Origin of the sequence: Serratia rhizosphaerae, assembly GCF_009817885.1 — a bacterium.
Lineage (GTDB): Bacteria > Pseudomonadota > Gammaproteobacteria > Enterobacterales > Enterobacteriaceae > Serratia_B > Serratia_B rhizosphaerae.
Genome location: NZ_CP041764.1, coordinates 3,358,248 through 3,377,567, shown reverse-complemented (window position 1 = coordinate 3,377,567; position 19,320 = coordinate 3,358,248). Strand labels below are relative to the sequence as shown.

General features: G+C 57.3%; 17 protein-coding genes. 5 read left to right on the top strand and 12 right to left on the bottom strand.

The window, feature by feature from the left end; all coding sequences use genetic code 11:
* The first annotated feature begins 53 nt into the window (after nucleotides 1-53).
* The 3 genes from rcsF (at nucleotide 54) to proS (ending at nucleotide 3,001) form a co-directional block, all read left to right on the top strand.
* A complete protein-coding gene (gene rcsF, locus FO014_RS15725) occupies nucleotides 54-458 on the top strand; it encodes an Rcs stress response system protein RcsF (RefSeq protein WP_105232282.1) in 405 nt (134 codons plus the stop codon).
* Nucleotides 455-1,162: a tRNA (N6-threonylcarbamoyladenosine(37)-N6)-methyltransferase TrmO gene (gene tsaA, locus FO014_RS15720; protein ID WP_105232283.1), complete on the top strand. Its 708-nt coding sequence runs from the start codon at nucleotides 455-457 to the stop codon at nucleotides 1,160-1,162. The genes rcsF and tsaA overlap by 4 nt, the downstream gene beginning before the upstream one ends.
* A gap of 120 nt (nucleotides 1,163-1,282) precedes the next feature.
* The gene (gene proS / locus FO014_RS15715) at nucleotides 1,283-3,001 is read left to right on the top strand and encodes a proline--tRNA ligase (RefSeq protein WP_160030208.1); all 1,719 of its coding nucleotides are present in this window, start codon (nucleotides 1,283-1,285) and stop codon (nucleotides 2,999-3,001) included.
* Nucleotides 3,002-3,050: 49 nt separating this feature from the next.
* Here the strand turns inward: proS and nlpE are convergent, their stop codons facing one another.
* The 3 genes from nlpE to FO014_RS15700 are packed head-to-tail and all read right to left on the bottom strand — an operon-like array spanning nucleotide 3,051 to nucleotide 4,740.
* Nucleotides 3,051-3,734: an envelope stress response activation lipoprotein NlpE gene (gene nlpE / locus FO014_RS15710; RefSeq protein ID WP_160030207.1), complete on the bottom strand. Its 684-nt coding sequence runs from the start codon at nucleotides 3,732-3,734 to the stop codon at nucleotides 3,051-3,053.
* A 40-nt stretch (nucleotides 3,735-3,774) separates the two neighbouring features.
* A complete protein-coding gene (gene arfB, locus FO014_RS15705) occupies nucleotides 3,775-4,188 on the bottom strand; it encodes an alternative ribosome rescue aminoacyl-tRNA hydrolase ArfB (RefSeq protein WP_111736567.1) in 414 nt (137 codons plus the stop codon).
* A 3-nt stretch (nucleotides 4,189-4,191) separates the two neighbouring features.
* Nucleotides 4,192-4,740 carry a YaeQ family protein gene (locus FO014_RS15700; protein ID WP_160030206.1) on the bottom strand — a complete coding sequence of 183 codons (549 nt, stop codon included), beginning with the start codon at nucleotides 4,738-4,740 and terminating at the stop codon, nucleotides 4,192-4,194.
* 203 nt (nucleotides 4,741-4,943) lie between these two features.
* Between FO014_RS15700 and FO014_RS15695 the strand changes: the two genes are divergently transcribed.
* The gene (locus FO014_RS15695; protein ID WP_015673539.1) at nucleotides 4,944-5,144 is read left to right on the top strand and encodes a YaeP family protein; all 201 of its coding nucleotides are present in this window, start codon (nucleotides 4,944-4,946) and stop codon (nucleotides 5,142-5,144) included.
* Nucleotides 5,131-5,394, top strand: coding sequence for a Rho-binding antiterminator (gene rof, locus FO014_RS15690; protein WP_105232289.1), 264 nt, complete (start codon nucleotides 5,131-5,133; stop codon nucleotides 5,392-5,394). Before FO014_RS15695 ends, rof begins: the two co-directional genes overlap by 14 nt.
* A 52-nt stretch (nucleotides 5,395-5,446) precedes the next feature.
* On the opposite strand, the gene FO014_RS15685 is transcribed toward rof, so the two are convergent.
* From FO014_RS15685 to dnaE, 9 genes are all read right to left on the bottom strand, one after another.
* A complete protein-coding gene (locus tag FO014_RS15685; RefSeq protein WP_105232290.1) occupies nucleotides 5,447-5,761 on the bottom strand; it encodes a c-type cytochrome in 315 nt (104 codons plus the stop codon).
* Nucleotides 5,762-5,780: 19 nt separating this feature from the next.
* A complete protein-coding gene (tilS, locus tag FO014_RS15680; protein WP_160030205.1) occupies nucleotides 5,781-7,091 on the bottom strand; it encodes a tRNA lysidine(34) synthetase TilS in 1,311 nt (436 codons plus the stop codon).
* Nucleotides 7,092-7,147: 56 nt separating this feature from the next.
* On the bottom strand, nucleotides 7,148-8,608 hold the full coding sequence (gene dtpD, locus FO014_RS15675) for a dipeptide permease DtpD (protein ID WP_160030204.1): 1,461 nt from the start codon (nucleotides 8,606-8,608) through the stop codon (nucleotides 7,148-7,150).
* Nucleotides 8,609-8,679: 71 nt separating this feature from the next.
* Complete coding sequence (gene cadA / locus FO014_RS15670) at nucleotides 8,680-10,821, bottom strand: lysine decarboxylase CadA (RefSeq protein ID WP_160030203.1); 2,142 nt, start codon at nucleotides 10,819-10,821, stop codon at nucleotides 8,680-8,682.
* 95 nt (nucleotides 10,822-10,916) lie between these two features.
* On the bottom strand, nucleotides 10,917-12,260 hold the full coding sequence (gene cadB / locus FO014_RS15665; RefSeq protein WP_160030202.1) for a cadaverine/lysine antiporter: 1,344 nt from the start codon (nucleotides 12,258-12,260) through the stop codon (nucleotides 10,917-10,919).
* Between the two features lie 351 nt (nucleotides 12,261-12,611).
* Nucleotides 12,612-14,156 (bottom strand): lysine decarboxylation/transport transcriptional activator CadC, encoded by a 1,545-nt coding sequence (gene cadC / locus FO014_RS15660; protein ID WP_160030201.1) that lies wholly within the window; start codon nucleotides 14,154-14,156, stop codon nucleotides 12,612-12,614.
* A 90-nt stretch (nucleotides 14,157-14,246) separates the two neighbouring features.
* Nucleotides 14,247-14,636 carry a VOC family protein gene (locus FO014_RS15655; RefSeq protein ID WP_160030200.1) on the bottom strand — a complete coding sequence of 130 codons (390 nt, stop codon included), beginning with the start codon at nucleotides 14,634-14,636 and terminating at the stop codon, nucleotides 14,247-14,249.
* A gap of 153 nt (nucleotides 14,637-14,789) precedes the next feature.
* On the bottom strand, nucleotides 14,790-15,749 hold the full coding sequence (accA, locus tag FO014_RS15650; protein ID WP_160030199.1) for an acetyl-CoA carboxylase carboxyl transferase subunit alpha: 960 nt from the start codon (nucleotides 15,747-15,749) through the stop codon (nucleotides 14,790-14,792).
* 12 nt (nucleotides 15,750-15,761) lie between these two features.
* Nucleotides 15,762-19,250 carry a DNA polymerase III subunit alpha gene (dnaE, locus tag FO014_RS15645; RefSeq protein WP_160030198.1) on the bottom strand — a complete coding sequence of 1,163 codons (3,489 nt, stop codon included), beginning with the start codon at nucleotides 19,248-19,250 and terminating at the stop codon, nucleotides 15,762-15,764.
* Between the last annotated feature and the right edge of the window lie 70 nt (nucleotides 19,251-19,320).

Here is a 19,320-nt window from a genome sequence, read left to right as displayed (position 1 = left end):
CACCATAGATTGCTTCAATAGCGCCACTTTTATGAAAAGGCAGAGGAATCTCTATGCGTGCTTTACCTCTCTGTTTGTTAGCGCTTGCGCTTAGCGGCTGCTCCATGCTGCATACCGAATCAACCCCGACAAACAGTACCAGCAAACCCACGACCACAACGTCAAGCAAGCCTGCGCCAGCGCCCCGCCCTGCGCCGGTAAAACTGTATAAAAGCGCAGAAGAGCTGGTCGGCAAGCCGTTCCGCGATCTGGGTGAAGTCTCCGGCGAATCCTGCCAGACCACCATTCAGGACTCCCCGCCGAACATGACCACCGCACGTAAACGTATGCAGATCCGTGCCTCCTATATGAAGGCTAACGCCGTACTGCTGCACGACTGCCAGATTGTCAAAGGCGTCGCCGGCTGTTACCAACAGGCCGTCTGCCAAGGTTCTGCGCTTAACGTTTCGTCCAAATGAGTGAATTTGTTGTCAATCAGATCGGAACTATCCGCTCGCCGTATAAAGAAAAATTCGCCGTTCCCAGGCAACCGGGGCTGGTAGAAGACGGCGGCGGAGAGTTACTGTTGCTGCCGCCTTACAATCAGGCCGAAGCCGTACGCGGCCTCGAGGCATTCAGCCACCTTTGGGTGATGTTTATTTTTCACCAAACCATGGATGGCGGCTGGCGCCCCACCGTGCGGCCGCCGCGTCTCGGCGGCAATGCCCGCATGGGCGTATTCGCCACCCGTTCGACCTTCCGCCCCAACCCGATCGGCATGTCGCTGGTCGAGCTGAAAAAAGTGCGCATTCAGGGTGGTGAGGTCGTACTGGAACTCGGCAGCCTGGATCTGGTGGATGGTACGCCGGTGGTGGACATCAAACCCTACCTGCCGTTTGCCGAAAGCCAGCCGCAGGCCGTGGCCGGCTTTGCCCAGGCGGCGCCGGCGGCGGATATGCCCGTCAGCTTTTCACCGCTGGCGGAGCAGCAACTGCTGCAGCAACAAACGCGCTACCCTCAGCTGCGCCGTTTCATTACCCAGGTGCTGGCGCAGGATCCGCGTCCAGCCTACCGTAAGGGGGAAGATACAGGGCGAGATTATGCCGTCTGGCTGCTGGACTTCAACGTGCGTTGGCGGGTCGTCGCCGGCATGACCGAGGTGCTGTCGTTGGAGCCGCGTTAAAATTCGTCCCGCTCTCTTTTGGCAACCGCCTCACGCTGTTAAACTAAATCACTTTTGACAATTTTGGCCGCCTTGTCGGCAGCCCGTTGCAATTTGCAGTTCTAACGGAACAAAAACACCATGCGTACTAGCCAATATATGCTCTCCACTCTGAAGGAGACCCCTGCCGATGCCGAAGTGATCAGCCACCAGCTGATGCTGCGCGCCGGGATGATTCGCAAGCTGGCCTCCGGTCTTTACACCTGGCTGCCGACCGGCCTGCGGGTTCTGAAAAAAGTTGAAAACATCGTTCGCGAAGAAATGAACAACGCCAATGCGATCGAAGTTTCCATGCCGGTGGTTCAGCCCGCCGATCTGTGGCAGGAAAGCGGCCGTTGGGAGCAATACGGCCCGGAATTATTGCGTTTCGTCGATCGCGGCGAACGTCCGTTCGTACTCGGCCCTACGCATGAGGAAGTGATTACCGATCTGATTCGCAATGAAATCAGCTCCTATAAACAGCTGCCGCTGAACTTCTTCCAGATTCAGACCAAATTCCGCGATGAAGTGCGCCCACGTTTCGGCGTGATGCGTTCCCGCGAATTCCTGATGAAAGACGCCTATTCGTTCCATACCACGCAGGAATCGCTGCAGGCGACCTATGACGCCATGTATGAAGCCTATAACAAGATCTTCTCCCGCATGGGACTGGACTTCCGTCCGGTACTGGCGGACACCGGCTCCATCGGCGGCAGCGCGTCCCACGAGTTCCAGGTGCTGGCCGACAGCGGTGAGGATGATATCGTCTTCTCCACCGTGTCCGACTTTGCCGCCAACATCGAGCTGGCCGAAGCCGTCGCGCCGGCGCAGCCGCGCGCGGACGCTACGGAAGAGCTGCGCATCGTCGATACGCCAAACGCCAAAACCATCGCCGAGCTGGTTGAACAGTTCCAGCTGCCGGTGGAAAAAACCGTGAAAACGCTGCTGGTGCGCGCCAGCGAAGAGAGCGGCCATTCGCTGATCGCCCTGCTGGTACGCGGCGACCACGCGCTGAACGAGATCAAAGCGGAGAAACTGCCGCAGGTGGCAACACCGCTGACCTTCGCTACCGAAGATGAGATTCGCGCCACCGTGGGTGCAGGTCCAGGTTCGCTTGGCCCGCTCAACATGCCGGTGCCGGTGGTAATCGACCGCAGCGTCGCAGCAATGAGCGATTTTGGCGCTGGCGCCAACGTTGACGATAAGCACTACTTCGGCATCAACTGGGAGCGCGATCTGCCGCTGCCGCAGGTGGCTGACATCCGTAACGTGGTTGAAGGCGACGCCAGCCCGGATGGCCAGGGTACGCTGCTGATCAAGCGCGGCATCGAAGTCGGTCACATCTTCCAGTTGGGCACCAAATACTCGGAAGCCATGAAGGCGACCGTACAGGGTGAAGACGGCCGTAACCAGGTGCTGACCATGGGCTGCTACGGTATCGGCGTCACGCGCGTGGTGGCGGCGGCTATCGAACAGAACCATGACGAGCGCGGCATCATCTGGCCTGACGCTATCGCGCCGTTCCAGGTGGCGATTCTGCCAATGAACATGCACAAGTCTTTCCGCGTGCAGGAGCTGGCGGAAAAACTGTACGCCGAACTGCGCGGCCACGGCATCGACGTGATCCTCGACGACCGTAAAGAGCGTCCGGGCGTGATGTTCGCCGATATGGAACTGATTGGCGTCCCGCACTCTGTCGTCATCGGCGATCGTAATCTGGATAACGATGAGATCGAGTACAAAAACCGTCGCGACGGCGAAAAGCAAATGCTCAAAACCGGCGACATCGTCGATTATCTGGTTAATCAGATCAAAGGCTAACGTTTCTCAGCCAACAAAAAACCCGCCGAGGCGGGTTTTTTTATCGCTGTTATTTGCTGTCGCAGCCTTTGGCCTTATCAAACCTGATATTGCCGTCCGGCACCAGCGCTTTCTCCATCATCCCCTCTTCCATCGACGGCTGTACGCTGAAGTGGCCGCTGAGCATCAGAAATACCGGCTCGCCGCCTTCAACGCCGCTTTTGGCGTAACCGCGCTCCAGCGCCAAGTTGTTATCCACCGGGAAGGTTTTACCGGTCGCACAGTCTTTAAATACTGCCGCATCCGCCATATAGGTGTAGCTGCCGCGCAGCGCCATTGGCGTTTTCGGCAGCGCTTTCTCCACCGGCTGCAGCTGATAGTTCAGCTTGGAGTCAATCGGCGCGCCGCTTTGATCCAGCATCTCCAGATTTTTCCCCACCGGGTGGAAATAGCGCTTATCGCCGTTGCTGTCGGTCAGCACCAGCTTGTCCGCCGTGCGCGCCCATTTGCCGTAGTTGGCGAAGGTTTTATCGCCGTCACGGCTGCCGCGGTAGGTTTCCTGCAGCACGAAAGTGCCGTCTTCATCCAGGAACAGCGAAGTATCCAGCCCCTCGCAGTCTGCACACGGCAGTACGCCCTGGTAGCTCTGCTTCATAGGCTGCAGCGCCTGCTCCTTGGGCTGATAATGGTTGTTACAACCGAACAATGACAGCGTCCCTGCGGCTAATAACAGGGCAATAGTTATTTTTTTCACAGTTTTTCTCCTACTGTGCTTCTTATCTCGATGATAGGTGTCAGGGACGAACCTTCCCTCGTAACGCTTTGGTTGTGCCTTTACGTACTTTGCTTTCCACGCGACGCCGCTGTGCGCCTTTGCTTGGCCGAGTCGGCCGGCGCGTTTTTTCCACCACCATCGCCTGACGGATCAGCGCCACCAGCCGCGCCAGCGCCGCTTCACGATTCAATTCCTGGCTGCGATACTCCTGCGCCTTGATCACCACCACCCCTTCGCTGGTAATCAGATGATGCGTAAAGGCCAGTAATCTTTCCTTATAATACTCTGGCAGGCTGGAGGCCCGGATGTCAAAGCGCAAATGGATCGCCGTTGAGGCTTTGTTCACGTGCTGGCCGCCCGCCCCCTGCGCGCGGATGGCCGTCAGCACAATTTCATGGTCCGCAATGGCCACGTTTCGTGACAATTCCAGCAACGGTTACTCTCCGGCCCGCTGCCATTCGGCAAACTGGATTTCCAGACTACTCTGAGCATCGGACAACCAAATAGTTCCGTCCTGCAATGTCGCCTGCAGCGTCATATTGCGGTTGGCCAGCGCCGCCAGCCGAGCCAGTTGCTCGTCATTTAAAAAGCGAATGCTGAGGTTGCGGTAAGCAGCCGTCTTACTCTGCATCGACTGCCACCAGACCTGTGCAGCGCGCTCGCCGTAGGCATACAGCACCACGTGCGGCGACTGGTTGCAGGCCTTTTTCAGCCGCTTTTCATCCGGCAGCCCCAGTTCAATCCACAGCTCCAGGCCGTTGTGGTCATTGCGCTGCCAGAGTTCCGGCTCGTCATCGGCGCTTAGCCCTTTGGTAAACGTCAGGCGCTCATCGGCATGGCAAATCCACGCCAGCAGGCGCAGCATCATGCGCTGCTCGGTTTCCGAGGGGTGTTGAGCAAGGGTAAGCGCGGCGTCGTGATAGAAGTGTCTATCCATATCCGCAATATTGACCGTGGCTTTATAAATTGTCGCTTTCAGTGCCATGCGTAACCTCATTATTTCCAGCGCACAGTGTACTTGATTTCATCCGCTTACGCAGGGAAAGCTCGGGATATTCAGCGCTGACCGGGGGTGCTGATAACTTAATAACACCGTGCTATAGTCGTTCAGGATCGACAAACTCCGCAAACCTGCGCGTCATCGCATTAGCATTATTGATGGCTCTGCGGTTCTTAAGGGAGGAAATTGTGCAACAATACTGTGAGTTAGTACGACGTTTTTACGCCGGGATCGGCAGCGGAGATCTCGGCTACGTGCCTGATGCACTAACCTGTGTCTTAAAGGCATTGGACGATGTGGCCGCCAACGGCGCACTGCCGTCCTCCGTTCGGGAACAGGCGGCCTTTGCCGCCGCTAACTTATTGGTGAGCGACTATGTTGATGAATGATGAGTACCAACCCATCAATTGCGATGATTACGACAACCTGGAACTCGCCTGTCAGCATAAACTTATTCTGAAGTTGGAGTTACGCGACGGTGAAGTGCTTGAAGCCAAAGCCGTCGATATGCTGCAAAAAAAGCGTGTTGAATATTTAACCATCGAACTGAACGGCCAGCAGCGCGATCTGCGCCTGGACCACATCAGCAGTTTCAGCCATCCGGAAATCGGTACCGTGGTCGTCAGTCTTTCCGACTGAACTGTCACGCTCTTCCTCTTACAGGGCAGCCGCCGGCTGCCCTTGTCATAGGCTAAGGCTTCAGACTGGCGTAATACGCCGCCAAATCCGCAATATCCGCGTCCGACAGGCCGGAGACGTAAGCCTTCATCACCTCGGCCTGACCGCCGGAGCGATCGCCGCTCTGATAAGCCTTGAGCGCATGCTCAAGATACAGGGCGTTTTGCCCCGCCAGATTCGGGTACATCGGCACCGACACCTTACCCGCCGCGCCATGGCAGGCCAGACAGCTGGCGGACTTATTCTTGCCCGCCGCCGCATCGCCTGCGGCCAGCGCCGGCAGGCTCAGCAGCCCGGCTGCTGCAATAACAACGCTCACAAATTTCATTGCCGTTCCTCTGTGGGACTTAGGTTTTCTGCCACCGCAGCGACCAGAACGCCTGTTCCGGCTGCGGCCGCCCCGCCTCGGTAATAAAAACGCCGGGCGCGGCAATCAGTTGATCATCATAATAGAGTAAGGGGATCCGTTCACGCTGCCAGGGCGGAATACCCAGCTCCTGCCACAGTTTTTTCGCCGCGCGCGAATGCGCCCGTCCGACGATGCGCAGGGTGCCGCTGACGCCAAAGCGCACGCTGACGCGCTGCTGCGGCAGCGGCGCGCGCACGCGTTCCGCTCCGCCTTCACGGCTGAGCACGCCAAGACCGTCCGGCAGGGCCAGCGGCGCCTCATCCGGCCAGGCCAGGCATTGATCGCGTAAATCCGCCAGCGGCGGCAACAGGTATAACCGCTGGCGGAAGCGGCGAATCTGATAGTTCCCCAGACGCAGCTGCGGCTCGGCGTCACGACGGGCCAGCGCCACTTCATCCCACACCCGCTGCAGCTGTTCTCTTGCCGGCATGCTGACCGCAAAGCCCGCGATCCAGCGGCGCAACAGGGCAAAGCGGCGCGCGGCGGAGCAGGCGCTCAGGCCGTCGATCGCCAGCGATCGCTCATCGTCCAGCAACGTCTGCAGCTGCTCCGCCAGCAGCTCATCCAGCAGCTGTTCCTGTTCGGCGCACAGGCTGGCGCTACGCGCCGTCGCCTCGGCAAAGTGCGGCCAGCGCTGCAGCAGCAGCGGCAGGATCTGCAAACGTAAAAAGTTGCGATCGAAACGCGCATCCTGATTGCTGTCGTCATCAATCCAGTCCAACTGATGCTGTTTTGCATAGTGCTCCAGTTGCTGACGACTGACGCCAAGCAAAGGGCGCAGCAAAACATGCTCCCCCAGCGCGCCGCAGGCGGCCATCGCCGACAGCCCGGCCGGGCCGCTGCCGCGCTTGAGCGCCAGCAGAAAAGTCTCGCACTGATCGTCCAGATGCTGGGCTGTCAGCAGGCATTCACCCGGCTGCAGCGCCGCCTGCAACGTCAGATAGCGCGCAGCGCGCGCCGCCGCCTCAATACCGCCGGCGCGGGAGTCAAGCTGCACGCGGCGCACCGTCAGCGGCACCCGCCAGGAATCGCACTGCTGCCGGCAGTGCGCCACCCAACGGTCGGCAAACGAACTCAGGCCGTGATGCACATGCAGCGCGCGCAGCTGCAACTCAGGACGCTGGCGACGTAGCTGTATCAGCAGGTGCAGCAGAGCGCTGGAATCCAGCCCGCCGCTGAAAGCCAGCAGCAGTTGCCGACGCTCCCCCAGCTGTTCCGCCACCCGGGCGATCAATTGATTGGTGTCCATGAATAGGTTCTATCGTCTCGACATGGCTGCAAGGTAACCCCGGCGGCTATTATCAATCAAGCATTAACCGCCCGCGTTTGACGGCGCGCCAGCAGCCACCAGCCGCCCAGCAGCACAATCATCACGCTGGCGCTGCCGCCAGCCCACCAGCCCACCTGAGCGAAAAATTGCGCATAGGCCTGCACGGCGGCGCCGCTGGTCTGCTGCTCCACGGTATGGCTGGCAATCACGCCCGCCAGATAGTTGGCCACCGCACCGGTCGCCAGCATATAAATACCGGTCAGCACACCGGTAACGCCGGGAATGTTCAGACGAGTAATCTGCGCCATCGCCACCGGATCGATAAACAGTTCGGCCGCCCCCATCAGCGCCAGCCCGGCGATCATCATCCCCATCGAGGTCTGTTTGCCTAACTGCCCCAGCCGCGCATTGATCGCCATCAGCATAAATCCGCTGCCGATCAGCAGCAGGCCAAAAGCGAACTTGCACCAAGTACGCAACGCACGACGCCTCGTTTCACCGTTGCCCGCCAGCCAGGCCAGCGCCACGCCGCCCAACATCACCGCCAGCGCGTTGATCGACTGGAATAGCGCGGTCGGCACCGTCCAACTGAACCAGCGTCGGTCGACAAAGCGATCGATAAACAGGCTGATAGAACTGCCCCCCTGCTGCGCAAAGGCCCAGAACAGCGTCCCCAACAGCATCAGTGTGATAATTTGCCACAGCGCCCGGCGCTGGGCGGCATCCGCCCGCCAAAGAATGCGCGCCAGCCACACCACAGCCACCGAACAGACCAGCATCAACAGGTAGCCGGACAAACCATGGATCAACAGAAAGGTGAAAAACAGCGGCGCAAGCAGTAACGCCGCAGCCAGCCAGCCCCAGTTCGGCACGCCCCAGCGGACGGCACGCAGCTGCACCAGGTTGACGCCGCGCACGCCGCGAAAATGACGCCCGCCGCACAGGAAAAGGGTCAAGCCGGCGAACATACCGATCCCCGCCAGCGCAAAGCCGATATGCCAGCCATAGCGTTCCGCCGCCAGCCCGCAGGCGATAGGCGCCAGTATCGAGCCGACGTTGCCGGCGGCGTACAACAGAGAAAAACCGCCTTCACGCCGTGCGTCATGCGGCTGATACAGCTCCCCCAGTAGGCAACTGATGTTCGATTTAAACAGGCCGTAGCCACAGATAATGATCGCCAGCGCCAGATAAAGCGCCTGGCTGGATGCGCCGCTGAAGCCCAGCACCACATGGCCGAGCGTCATTAACACCGCGCCGGCAATCACCGCCGCGCGGTTGCCTAATAGGCGGTCGGCCAGCCAGCCGCCGAGAATGGGGGTAACGTAAACCAGAGAAGCGTAGGCGCTATATAGCTCGATGGCATGGCCGTCAGAATAGCCGAGTTGGTGGGTCAGATAGAGAATAAGTAACGCACGCATGCCGTAAAAGCTGAAGTATTCCCAAATTTGTATCGCTACGACATAGTAGATTGCGCGCGGCTGTGTGGGTGTTTGCATAGGAGTCTCCCATCAGTCGGTAGCCGACAAAAAAGTGGGAGGCGCGAACGCCTCCCGATGACTGATTACGCTTATTTTTCGTTTTTCAGCACCTTAACGGTGTACCGTCCGTCTGCCTGACGGTAAGCGCCATGGATATCGGTTTCAAAGCCCGGGTAATGCGCGCCGATTTCGCACAGCATCTGCAGGAACTCCAGAACCGGGCGGCTCTCTTCGGTCAGCATCTCACCCGGCATTACCAGCGGCACGCCCGGTGGGTATGGCAGGATCATGTTGGCGTTCACCTTACCGATCATCTCCTCCAGATACACCTCTTCCACCTCGCCGTGCAGCTCTTTCTGGAAGGCCTGATAAGGGTTCATCACCATGCTTGGCAATACTTCAAAGGCGCGGTACATCAGGTCCGGCAGATTGTGCTGCTCAACCAGGCGGTGAATATTCTGCGCCAGATCCTGAATGCGCATATCCTCATAAAACTCGGGCGCTTCCTGATACAGCGACGGCAGCATGTTTTTCACCCGCAGGTTCAGATCGAACGCACGTTTGAATTCGGTCAGGGCGCGCAGCAGGCTCAGCGCCTTGGTTTTATCGATACCGATGCTGAACAGGAACAACAGGTTATACGGCCCGGTTTTTTCAACGATAATGCCGTGTTCATCCAGGTATTTCGCCACGATGCTGGCCGGAATACCGAACGGCTGCATCTCCCCCTCTTTACTCATCCCCGGCGTCAGGATGGTGACCTTGATCGGGTCGAGGTACATATGCTCGTTATCGATGTTTTTGAAACCGTGCCAGGCGCTGTCGGAGCGCAGCGGCCAGCATTCGGCCTCATCGATATGCTCAGGCTGCCAGACGTCAAAGAACCACCCGTCGGACTCGACTTTCAGCCGTTTGATTTCTTTACGGAACTTGATCGCACGTTCAACGGAGCCGTCGATCAGACGCTTACCGGCATTGCCTTTCATCATCGCCGCCGCGGTTTCGGTGGAGGCCACGATACCGTAGTGCGGTGAGGTGGTGGTATGCATCATGTAGGCTTCGTTGAAGGTCTCTTCGTTGATATCACCTTTTACATGAATCATCGACGCCTGCGAAAACGCCGCCAGCAGTTTATGGGTAGACTGGGTTTCATAAATCACCTTGCCCTCCACACGGTCGCCGCTCATCCCGCATTTGCCTTTATAAATCGGGTGGAAGTTGGTGTAAGGCACCCAGGCGGAATCAAAGTGAATCGACTTCACGTCCAGCGTGTCCTTGATAAAGTCGGTGTTGTACAGCAGGCCGTCATAGGTAGAGTTGGTGATCACCGCATGCACCGGCCAGCTGGCGTTCGGCGTTTCTTTCACCCGTTTGGCGATGGTGGCGCGACTGAACTCACTCTGCGGGATGCCGCCGAGAATACCGTAGGCATTACGGGTCGGACGGAAATAAATTGGCGTGATGTCGCTCATCATCATCAGATGCGTCAGCGATTTGTGGCAGTTACGGTCAATCAGTACCGTGCTGCCCGCCGGCGCAGAGTACATACCGACGATTTTGTTCGCCGTTGAGGTGCCGTTGGTCACCATATAGCTGCGCTCGGCGTTGAAGACGCGGGAAATATACTCTTCCGCCTCTTTATGCGGACCGGAGTGATCCAGCAGCGAACCCAGCTCAGAGACGGAAATCGAAATATCGGACTTCATGGTGTTCGGCCCGAAGAAATCATAGAACAGGCTACCGACCGGGCTTTTCTGGAAGGCGGTGCCGCCCATATGGCCTGGCGTACAGAAGGTATATTTCCCTTCACGTACGTATTTGAACAGCGCCTTGGTCAGCGGCGGCATAATGCGGTCGATATACTCATCGGTGTTCTGTTTTATCTTGGCGGCGATATCCTGCGCAGCGCCTAACGCATACTCAAAGAAACGTACCTGCATACGCAGATCGTTCAGGCTGACATCCAGCGTCGAATAGGTGTTAGCGAAGGCATACAGCGGCATGTATTCATTGAGCTGGCTGATTTCTTCACACAGCTCCAGGTTGTATTTGTCCCAGTCGAAGATGACACCGCACAGGCGGGCGTTGTTTTCAATCAGCTTCAGCAGGTCGGCGCGATCGTTCGGGTAAACCAGGCGGAAGCCCAGCGTTTCCAGCGCCTGGTGCAGCTCACGGATCGGCTCTTCTTTGAAGTAGACGCCCATGTGATTCATGATGGCAATAACGTTCATACTATATCTCCTGGCAAAGCCAGCCCCTTCCCGTCACGGCAGACAGGTCGGCGGGAAAAGGGCTGGATAAATATCAGTGGGTTAACGGTCGCGGCTTAATGTGCTTTCGCTGCGGCGTTATCTTCGATAGCCGCCTGCTTGGCGACCTGACGGGTATTCATTTTCCGGGCGTAGAACATCAGGATGATCAGGCTGACGATAAAGGTGCCGGACAGTTCGAAGGAGTTGGCACCCATCAGGGCGATAAAACAGAAGCCACAGCCGCAGACGGAAGCAATCAGGCTCAGCAGGTTGCGTACGTTAACGCCTTCAAAGCGGATCAAATCTACGCAGGAGTAGAAGTAAGGCAGCATAGTCAACAGCACCGCGATACCGGTCAGTTCGGCAAACAGGTCGGACGCCTTGCCGCCGCTGGAGCTCATCACGGTGATCAGCACCATCAGCGCGGTCATTTTGCAGCTGGCCAGCAGCAGACCTTTTTTAGGAATGCCGTTTTTATCCAGCTCGCCGTACACTTTCGGGAAGTTACCGTCATGCGCGGCGCGCACCCCGGCCTGGCCCACCAGCATCATCCACGAGCCCAATGAAGTCAGACAGGCAAACGCGGTGAAAGCAGAAACCATCGGCGCGGCCCAACTGCCCATAATGGCAGAGGCGCTGATGGCGAACGGCGCGCCGCTGGCGGCCATTTGGCTGGCGGGGAACATACCACTCAGCACCTGCGTTGCGGCGATGTAGACGATGCCGGCCAGGCCAGTGCCCAGCATGGTGGCCAGCGGTACGGTACGTTTCGGGTTTTTCACCATGCCGGTGCTGACGGCGGCGGATTCCACCCCGATAAACGCCCACAGGCACAGCAGGATACTTTTAATCACCGCGTGGCTGTCAGTGGTGCCGGAGGTGTTCCAGTTGGCGTGATAGGTGGCAACGTCAAACCAGTGCCAACCGGCAATGGCGGTCACAATCACCGGGAACAGCACCAGCACCAGCCCCATGGTGGTCAGACGGCTGACCCAGGTGCCGCCGAGCATATTCACAAAGGTAAAGACCCAGACAATGGCGATACAGGCAATACCTGCCGGAATGGGATTATTCAGGGCGGGGAAGAAAGTAGAAAGATAAGAAACGGCGGTAATGCCGATGGCTAAGTTACCGATCCAGTTGGCATGGTAATACAGCACGCCGGTTTGGAAGCCAAACGCCGGAGAAATTTCCCCCGCGTAGGCAATCGGGCCGCCTTCCTGTGGGTTTTTGGTGGCGAGGCGGGCATATACATAGGCTAAAGACATGGCGCCAATAATAGAGATCACCCATCCCCATATGGCAATACCGCCGAGGCTGGCCAGGTTCGCGGGTAATAAAGCGATCCCGCTCCCCATCATATTACCGGCAACCACGCCGGTGCAGGCAATAAGCCCAATTTTCTTGGATGAAGCCATGGTTAGTTTCTCCTGAGTGCTATTTTTTATAAGTCAGAATGGGAATAACGAACAGGCCCACCTGACTTGATGCTCAGGATGTTAAACAGGCAAGAGAATAAAGTCCTAAAGATAAAGTGATATTACGCTCATGATCATACAAATGATAAGCTGAGTTTTTTCATTAACACATCAAGGAATCAAGGAAAGATAAACACCCAATAAAAACATAACATTAAAAGCATGAGTGTGTTAAATAAACGCAAATAACAGCAAATTAAACCAACCTAAAATTAACAATACAGAAATATCATCCAACAAAAAAATAACCGCACCGCCCATCTCATTGGCGGTGCGGTCAGTAATAAATATTTATTGCTTGGCGTAGTTATTCAGATAGGGCACCACGGTACTGACCGGCGTCTGAAATATGCCGTTGTGAATCCAGTGCAGCGTATTCTCACCGGGCCGTAAGTTAAACGCGGTAATATAAGAATCAGCCGCCAAATGATTCTGCCCCTGCATTTCATACACTTTTCCCAGCAGGACATAATTCAGCCATGACATTTGCATAGCAATCGCTTTATTAATTGCCCGGTGCGCCTCGTCAATCCGCCCCTGCCCTAACGCCTCTACGGTATAGATCTGCTGCAAAATCGGACTGTCCTGTAATTCCGGCACCGATGCTAAACGCTGAATATCGCGTTGCAGCTGAGCCAACTGCTCGCCGTCGAACGGCTGGTAAGAGTTACGCAATAAGTCGACCAGCGTTTTTTCCGCGGCGATATACAGGAAATCAGGCGAGTTCTTCATCAGTTCGCTCAGCAGCGCGCTGGCGCGCGTCAGCGACGCCATATCGCCCTGAATCAACAGCTGGTGCGCCTGATAAAACTGTTGCAGGGCCGGCCCCTGCTTCGGCAACAGCTTATCCAGGCGCGTCTCCAGCTGCGGCGGCCACGGCTGCTTCAGCACGGCGGACATATTGCTCAACAGATCCAGCAGGATCGTGCGCTGGTTATCCTTGGTGAGAAAATAGCGCTTATCCAGCATGATGGAACTGTCAGCGTTGTCCACCAGCCGTACGGACAGGAAGCATTGCTGGGCACGATAGTGCCGCTGGTTGACGAACTCGATGGTCAGCGACTTGCCGGAGCTGCTCGGCCCCGCGTAATTATAGTTGGTCTGGTCATGTACCAGAAAGGTGGAATAGGTGTTGAGCGAATCGGCAATCAGTTCGCTGATGCCCACCACATAGGAGAGCTGCGGCATCCAGTTGCTGCAGCTGTTGCCGCCCTGAATGCGGATATCGATATCGCGCGGGTTGAGCAGCATCGGCATAGTAGCGACCGGCACGCGCGACGATAGCGTGGCTACGCCGACAAACGCCACGCAGGCGCTGAGCGCCGTCAGGAAGCACAGCCATACCCAGAAAGGCGAACGCTGATAAAATCGCTTGCCGCCGTTCTTAGGCGCAGTAGGTGTCGTCGGACGCGGCGGCACATAGACCGGCGCGTCCTCTTCGTCATCGCCATCTTCCGGCTCATGCATGATCACTGCCACCTGAGGCAGCGCTGCCGGCGTCTCTTCCGCTTCGCGGCACCATATCACCGGCGCCGCCAGCTTATAGCCGCGTTTGGGCACCGTGATGATATATTCCGGACTCTGCTCATCACCGTCTTTCAGGTATTTACGCAGTTCAGAAATGCTTTGCGTCACCACATGATTGGTGACGATATTACGTTTCCAGACATTCTCGATCAGTTCATCCCGACTCAGCACCACATCCGGGTGCCGGGCGAAATAGAACAGCATATCGATTAAACGTGGCTCCAGCGTCTTCTGACGCCCGTCACGGCTGATTTGGTTGTCAGCCGGCGTAACCAGCCACTCTCCGACGCGAAAAACAGGCTGTTGCATGGCGGAAATAACTCAAAGAGAACCCAAGGCAGGCGCGCGATAATAGCATATTCAGCCTGCAACCTGAGCCATTACGCGCCGATTAAGCATTCATTGTTCATATAATTCTAGCGGCAAGCCATCCGGATCGCTGAAGAATGTGAACCGCGACTCGGTATAAGGGTCAACCCGCACCGGTTCACACGTCACCCCGGCCGCCTGCAGTTGCGCCACCGCCTGTTCAATATCCGCAACGCTGAACGCCAGATGACGCAGGCCGCAGGCTTCAGGACGGCTGACCCGCGCCGGCGGCGACGGAAAAGAAAACAGCTCAATCACATACTGGCCGTTCAATGACAGATCGCCCTTCCAGGAGTCACGCGCTTCGCGATAGTACTCCTCCTGCAGCGTGAAGCCGAGAATATCACAGTAAAAACGTTTACTGGCGGCATAATCGGACGCGATAATCGCAATATGGTGCACCTGACGTAGTGCCAGCATGGTTTTCTCCTTATATCCAGATCGTTGGCAACATATCGGCCGCCATAACCAACGTCAACGGGGAAACGGCTGAAAACGCCGTGCCTGAAGCCGGTGCGGTAAATCACAGGCATAAAAAAACCGCCCACGGGCGGTTTTTTGTCGGCAATCGGATCAGCAGTAGCCGTAGTTCATCAGGCGCTGATAGCGGCGGTTAAGCAGCTCTTCTTTATTCAGGCCATCCAGATCGGTCAGGTCCGCCAGCAGCTGCGCCTTCAGCGATTCGGCAATCGCCGGAACATCGCGATGAGCGCCGCCCAGCGGCTCCGGGATAACCGAGTCGATCAGCTGCAGCTCTTTCAGACGCGGCGCGGTGATGCCCATCGCCTCAGCGGCAATCGGCGCTTTGTCCGCACTCTTCCACAGAATAGAAGCGCAGCCTTCCGGCGAGATCACCGAATAGGTGCTGTACTGCAGCATATTCACTTTGTCGCCCACGCCGATAGCCAGCGCGCCGCCGGAGCCGCCTTCGCCGATGACCGTACAGATCACCGGCACGTTGAGACGCGACATCTCACGCAGGTTGCGGGCAATGGCTTCCGACTGGCCGCGTTCTTCCGCGCCCACGCCCGGATAGGCGCCAGGAGTATCGATAAAGGTGATGATCGGCATGTTAAAGCGCGAGGCCGTTTCCATCAGGCGCAGCGCCTTACGGTAGCCTTCCGGCGCCGGCATTCCGAAGTTGCGACGAATTTTTTCCTTCGTCTCACGGCCTTTCTGGTGGCCGATAATCATCACCGGACGGCCTTCCAGACGCGCGATGCCGCCGACGATGGCTTTATCATCAGCATAGGCGCGGTCGCCTGCCAGCTCTTCGAAATCGGTAAAGATATGTTCGATATAATCCAGGGTATAAGGACGGCGCGGGTGGCGTGCCAGTTGAGCAACTTGCCAGGCCCCAAGATCGGAAAAAATCTTGCGCGTCAGCTCAACGCTCTTCTCACGCAGGCGCTGAACCTCTTCGTCCAGATTAATATCTAATTTTTCGTCTTGACGGCTGACGGCAGTCAGCGAGTCAATTTTCGCTTCCAGCTCTGCAATCGGCTGTTCAAAATCAAGAAAATTCAGACTCATAGCATTCCTATATTAGTCAAATTCCAGTTCCACCTGCTCATTACCTACCAAAGTCCGTAAGTCTATCAACAAGCGGTCCGTGGGCGTCACTCGCCAGGTTGCGCCAAAACGCAGCTTGGCGCGAGCGTCGATCCGTTGATAGTACAGATGCACTGGAATCGTCCCCGATCGATGCGGTTCCAACGACTGGCGGAGACGGTTCAAAAGCTGGTCATCAATTTGCCTGTCCGTCAGCGAGATAGCAAGCCCGCGAGCGTATTTTTCCCGGGCTTCACTGATGTCCATGAGTTCACGGGCGGTCATTTTAAGCCCGCCGCTAAAGTCATCAAAGCTGACCTGTCCACTGGCAATCAGGATACGGTCTTTTTCCAACAAATGCTGGTATTTTTCTAACGCGTCGGTAAATAGCATCACCTCAAGACGGCCGGAACGGTCATCCAGGGTACAAATACCGATGCGATTGCCGCGTTTGGTAACCATTACGCGCGCGGCGACCACCAGCCCGACGGCGGTGGTCATCTTGCCCCGGTCCGTCGGGTGCATATCTTTCAAACGCATGCCGCCGGCGTAACGTTCGATCTCCTTCAGATACTGGGTAATCGGGTGGCCGGTCAGATACAGCCCCAGCGTTTCCCGCTCACCGTCCAGCACCACCTGCTCCTGCCACGGCGCCACGTTGGCGTAAGATTGCTCCACCTGTTCCGGCGCTTCCGCCAGTACGCCAAACATATCCACCTGGCCGATAGCCTCGGCCTTGGCATGCTGATCCGCCGCTTTCAATGCATCAGGCAGCGAGTTCATCAGCGCGGCGCGGTGCGGCCCCAGCCGGTCGAATGCGCCGGACATAATCAGCTTTTCCAGAATACGCCGGTTAAGCTTTTTGATATCCGAGCGCGCGCACAGGTCAAACAGATCTTTAAAATAGCCCTGCTCGCCACTGTTACGTGCTTCAAGAATAGCCTCAATCGGCCCTTCACCCACACCTTTAATCGCGCCAATGCCGTAAACAATCTCACCGTCGTCATTGACGTGGAAGTGATACAGGCCGCTGTTGATGTCCGGCGGCAGGATCTTCAGCCCCATACGCCAGCATTCGTCCACCAGGCCGACCACCTTGTCGGTATTGTCCATATCGGCAGTCATTACCGCCGCCATAAACTCGGCCGGGTAGTGCGCCTTCAGCCACAGCGTCTGGTAGGATACCAGCGCATAGGCGGCGGAGTGGGATTTGTTAAAGCCATAACCGGCGAATTTCTCCACCAGGTCAAAGATTTTCATCGACAGTTCGCCGTCGACGCCGATGCTCTTCGCGCCCTCTTCAAATACCGAGCGCTGTTTCGCCATCTCTTCCGGCTTTTTCTTACCCATTGCACGACGCAGCATATCCGCACCGCCCAGCGTATAGCCGGCCAGCACCTGGGCAATCTGCATCACCTGTTCCTGATACAGGATAATGCCGTAAGTCGGTTCCAGCACCGGCTTGAGCGACTCATGCTGCCACTGGATATCCGGGTAGGAGATCTCTTCACGGCCATGTTTACGGTCGATAAAGTTATCCACCATGCCGGACTGCAGCGGCCCCGGACGGAACAGCGCCACCAGTGCGATCATATCTTCGAAACAGTCGGGCTTCAGGCGTTTGATCAGGTCTTTCATGCCGCGCGATTCAAGCTGGAACACCGCCGTGGTTTCCGAGCGCTGCAGCATGTCAAAACTTTTCTTGTCGCCGAGCGGGATCGCCGTGATATCAATCGGCGCTTCGCCGCTCTTGGCTCGCCGGGCGTTGATCATCTCCAGCGCCCAGTCGATGATGGTCAGGGTACGTAGCCCCAGGAAGTCGAACTTCACCAACCCGGCGTATTCCACATCGTTCTTGTCGAACTGGGTCACCGGGTGATGCCCTTCGGCGTCGCAGTACAGCGGCGCGAAGTCGGTAATCTTGGTCGGCGCGATCACCACGCCCCCGGCGTGTTTACCGGCGTTACGGGTGACGCCTTCCAGCTTGCGCGCCATATCGATCAGCGCTTTGACCTCTTCGTCCGCCTCGTAGATTTCCGGCAGCTGCGGCTCGGCGGCAAACGCTTTCTCCAGCGTCATGCCCGGGTCGGGCGGCACCAGCTTGGAGATACGGTCAACGAAGCCGTACGGATGCCCAAGCACGCGGCCCACGTCGCGGATTACCGCTTTCGCCGCCATGGTGCCGAAGGTGATAATCTGCGATACCGCCTCGCGGCCGTACATGTCCGCCACGTGCTCGATCACCAGGTCGCGTTTTTCCATGCAGAAGTCGACGTCAAAGTCGGGCATCGAGACACGTTCCGGGTTAAGGAAACGTTCGAACAGCAGGTCGAACTCCAGCGGATCCAGATCGGTGATTTTCAGCGCGTAGGCCACCAGTGAGCCGGCACCGGAACCACGTCCCGGCCCTACCGGTACATCGTTATCCTTCGACCACTGGATAAACTCCATCACGATCAGGAAGTAACCGGGGAAGCCCATCTGGTTGATCACTTTCAGCTCGATATCCAGACGCTCGTCATACTCAGGGCGCCGCTGGGCGCGAACCTCCGGATCCGGGTACAGAAACTCGAGGCGCTCTTCCAGCCCCTCTTTCGACTTGGTGACCAGGAAGTCTTCGGTGGTCATCTCACCGGTCGGGAACTGCGGCAGGAAATACTCGCCCAGACGGATAGTAACGTTGCAGCGCTTGGCGATTTCAACACTGTTGATCAGCGCTTCGGGAATATCGGCAAACAGTTCGCACATCTCATCTTCGCTGCGCATATACTGCTGCACGCTGTAGTTACGCGGACGTTTGGGATCGTCGAGGGTAAAGCCGTCATGAATAGCGACGCGAATTTCATGCGCGTCAAAATCGTCTTCCACCAGGAAACGCACGTCGTTGGTGGCCACCACCGGCAGGCCGCGTTCGGCTGCCAGCGCAACCGCCGCGTGCAGGTAGTTTTCCTCATCCGGACGTCCGGTGCGGATCAGCTCCAGGTAGTAACTGTCGGGGAAATACTGCTGGTAAAACGCCAGGCACTGCTCGACCTGCGCCTGGTTGCCGCGCAGCATAAACTTGCCCACATCACCCATCCGCGCGCCAGACAGCAGAATCAGCCCTTCACGGTGTTCGATCAGCCAGTCACGATCGATAATCGGGCCTGCCGCGCCGTAGCCCCGCTGGTAAGCACGGGAAATCAACAGCGTCAGGTTTTGATAACCGGCGTTGTTCGCCGCCAGCACGGTCAGCTCGGCCAGTTCATCGCCCAGCACTTCGCTCTGCACGTGGAAATCCGCACCGATGATCGGCTTCACCCCGGCGCCGTGCGCCGTGCCGTAAAACTTCACCAGGCCGCACAGGTTGGTAAAGTCGGTGATGGCCAGCGCCGGCATGCCAAGCGCCGCGGCCCTCTTCACCAACGGACCGGTCTTGGCGAGTCCATCTATCATGGAGTAGTCGCTGTGAACGCGCAGGTGAATAAAACGAGGTTCGGCCATATCCAGATACCAAAATGAGGGGCTCAGCAGGCTGAACCCGGGTTAACTCCAGCGTATTGTCAGGCCAGAT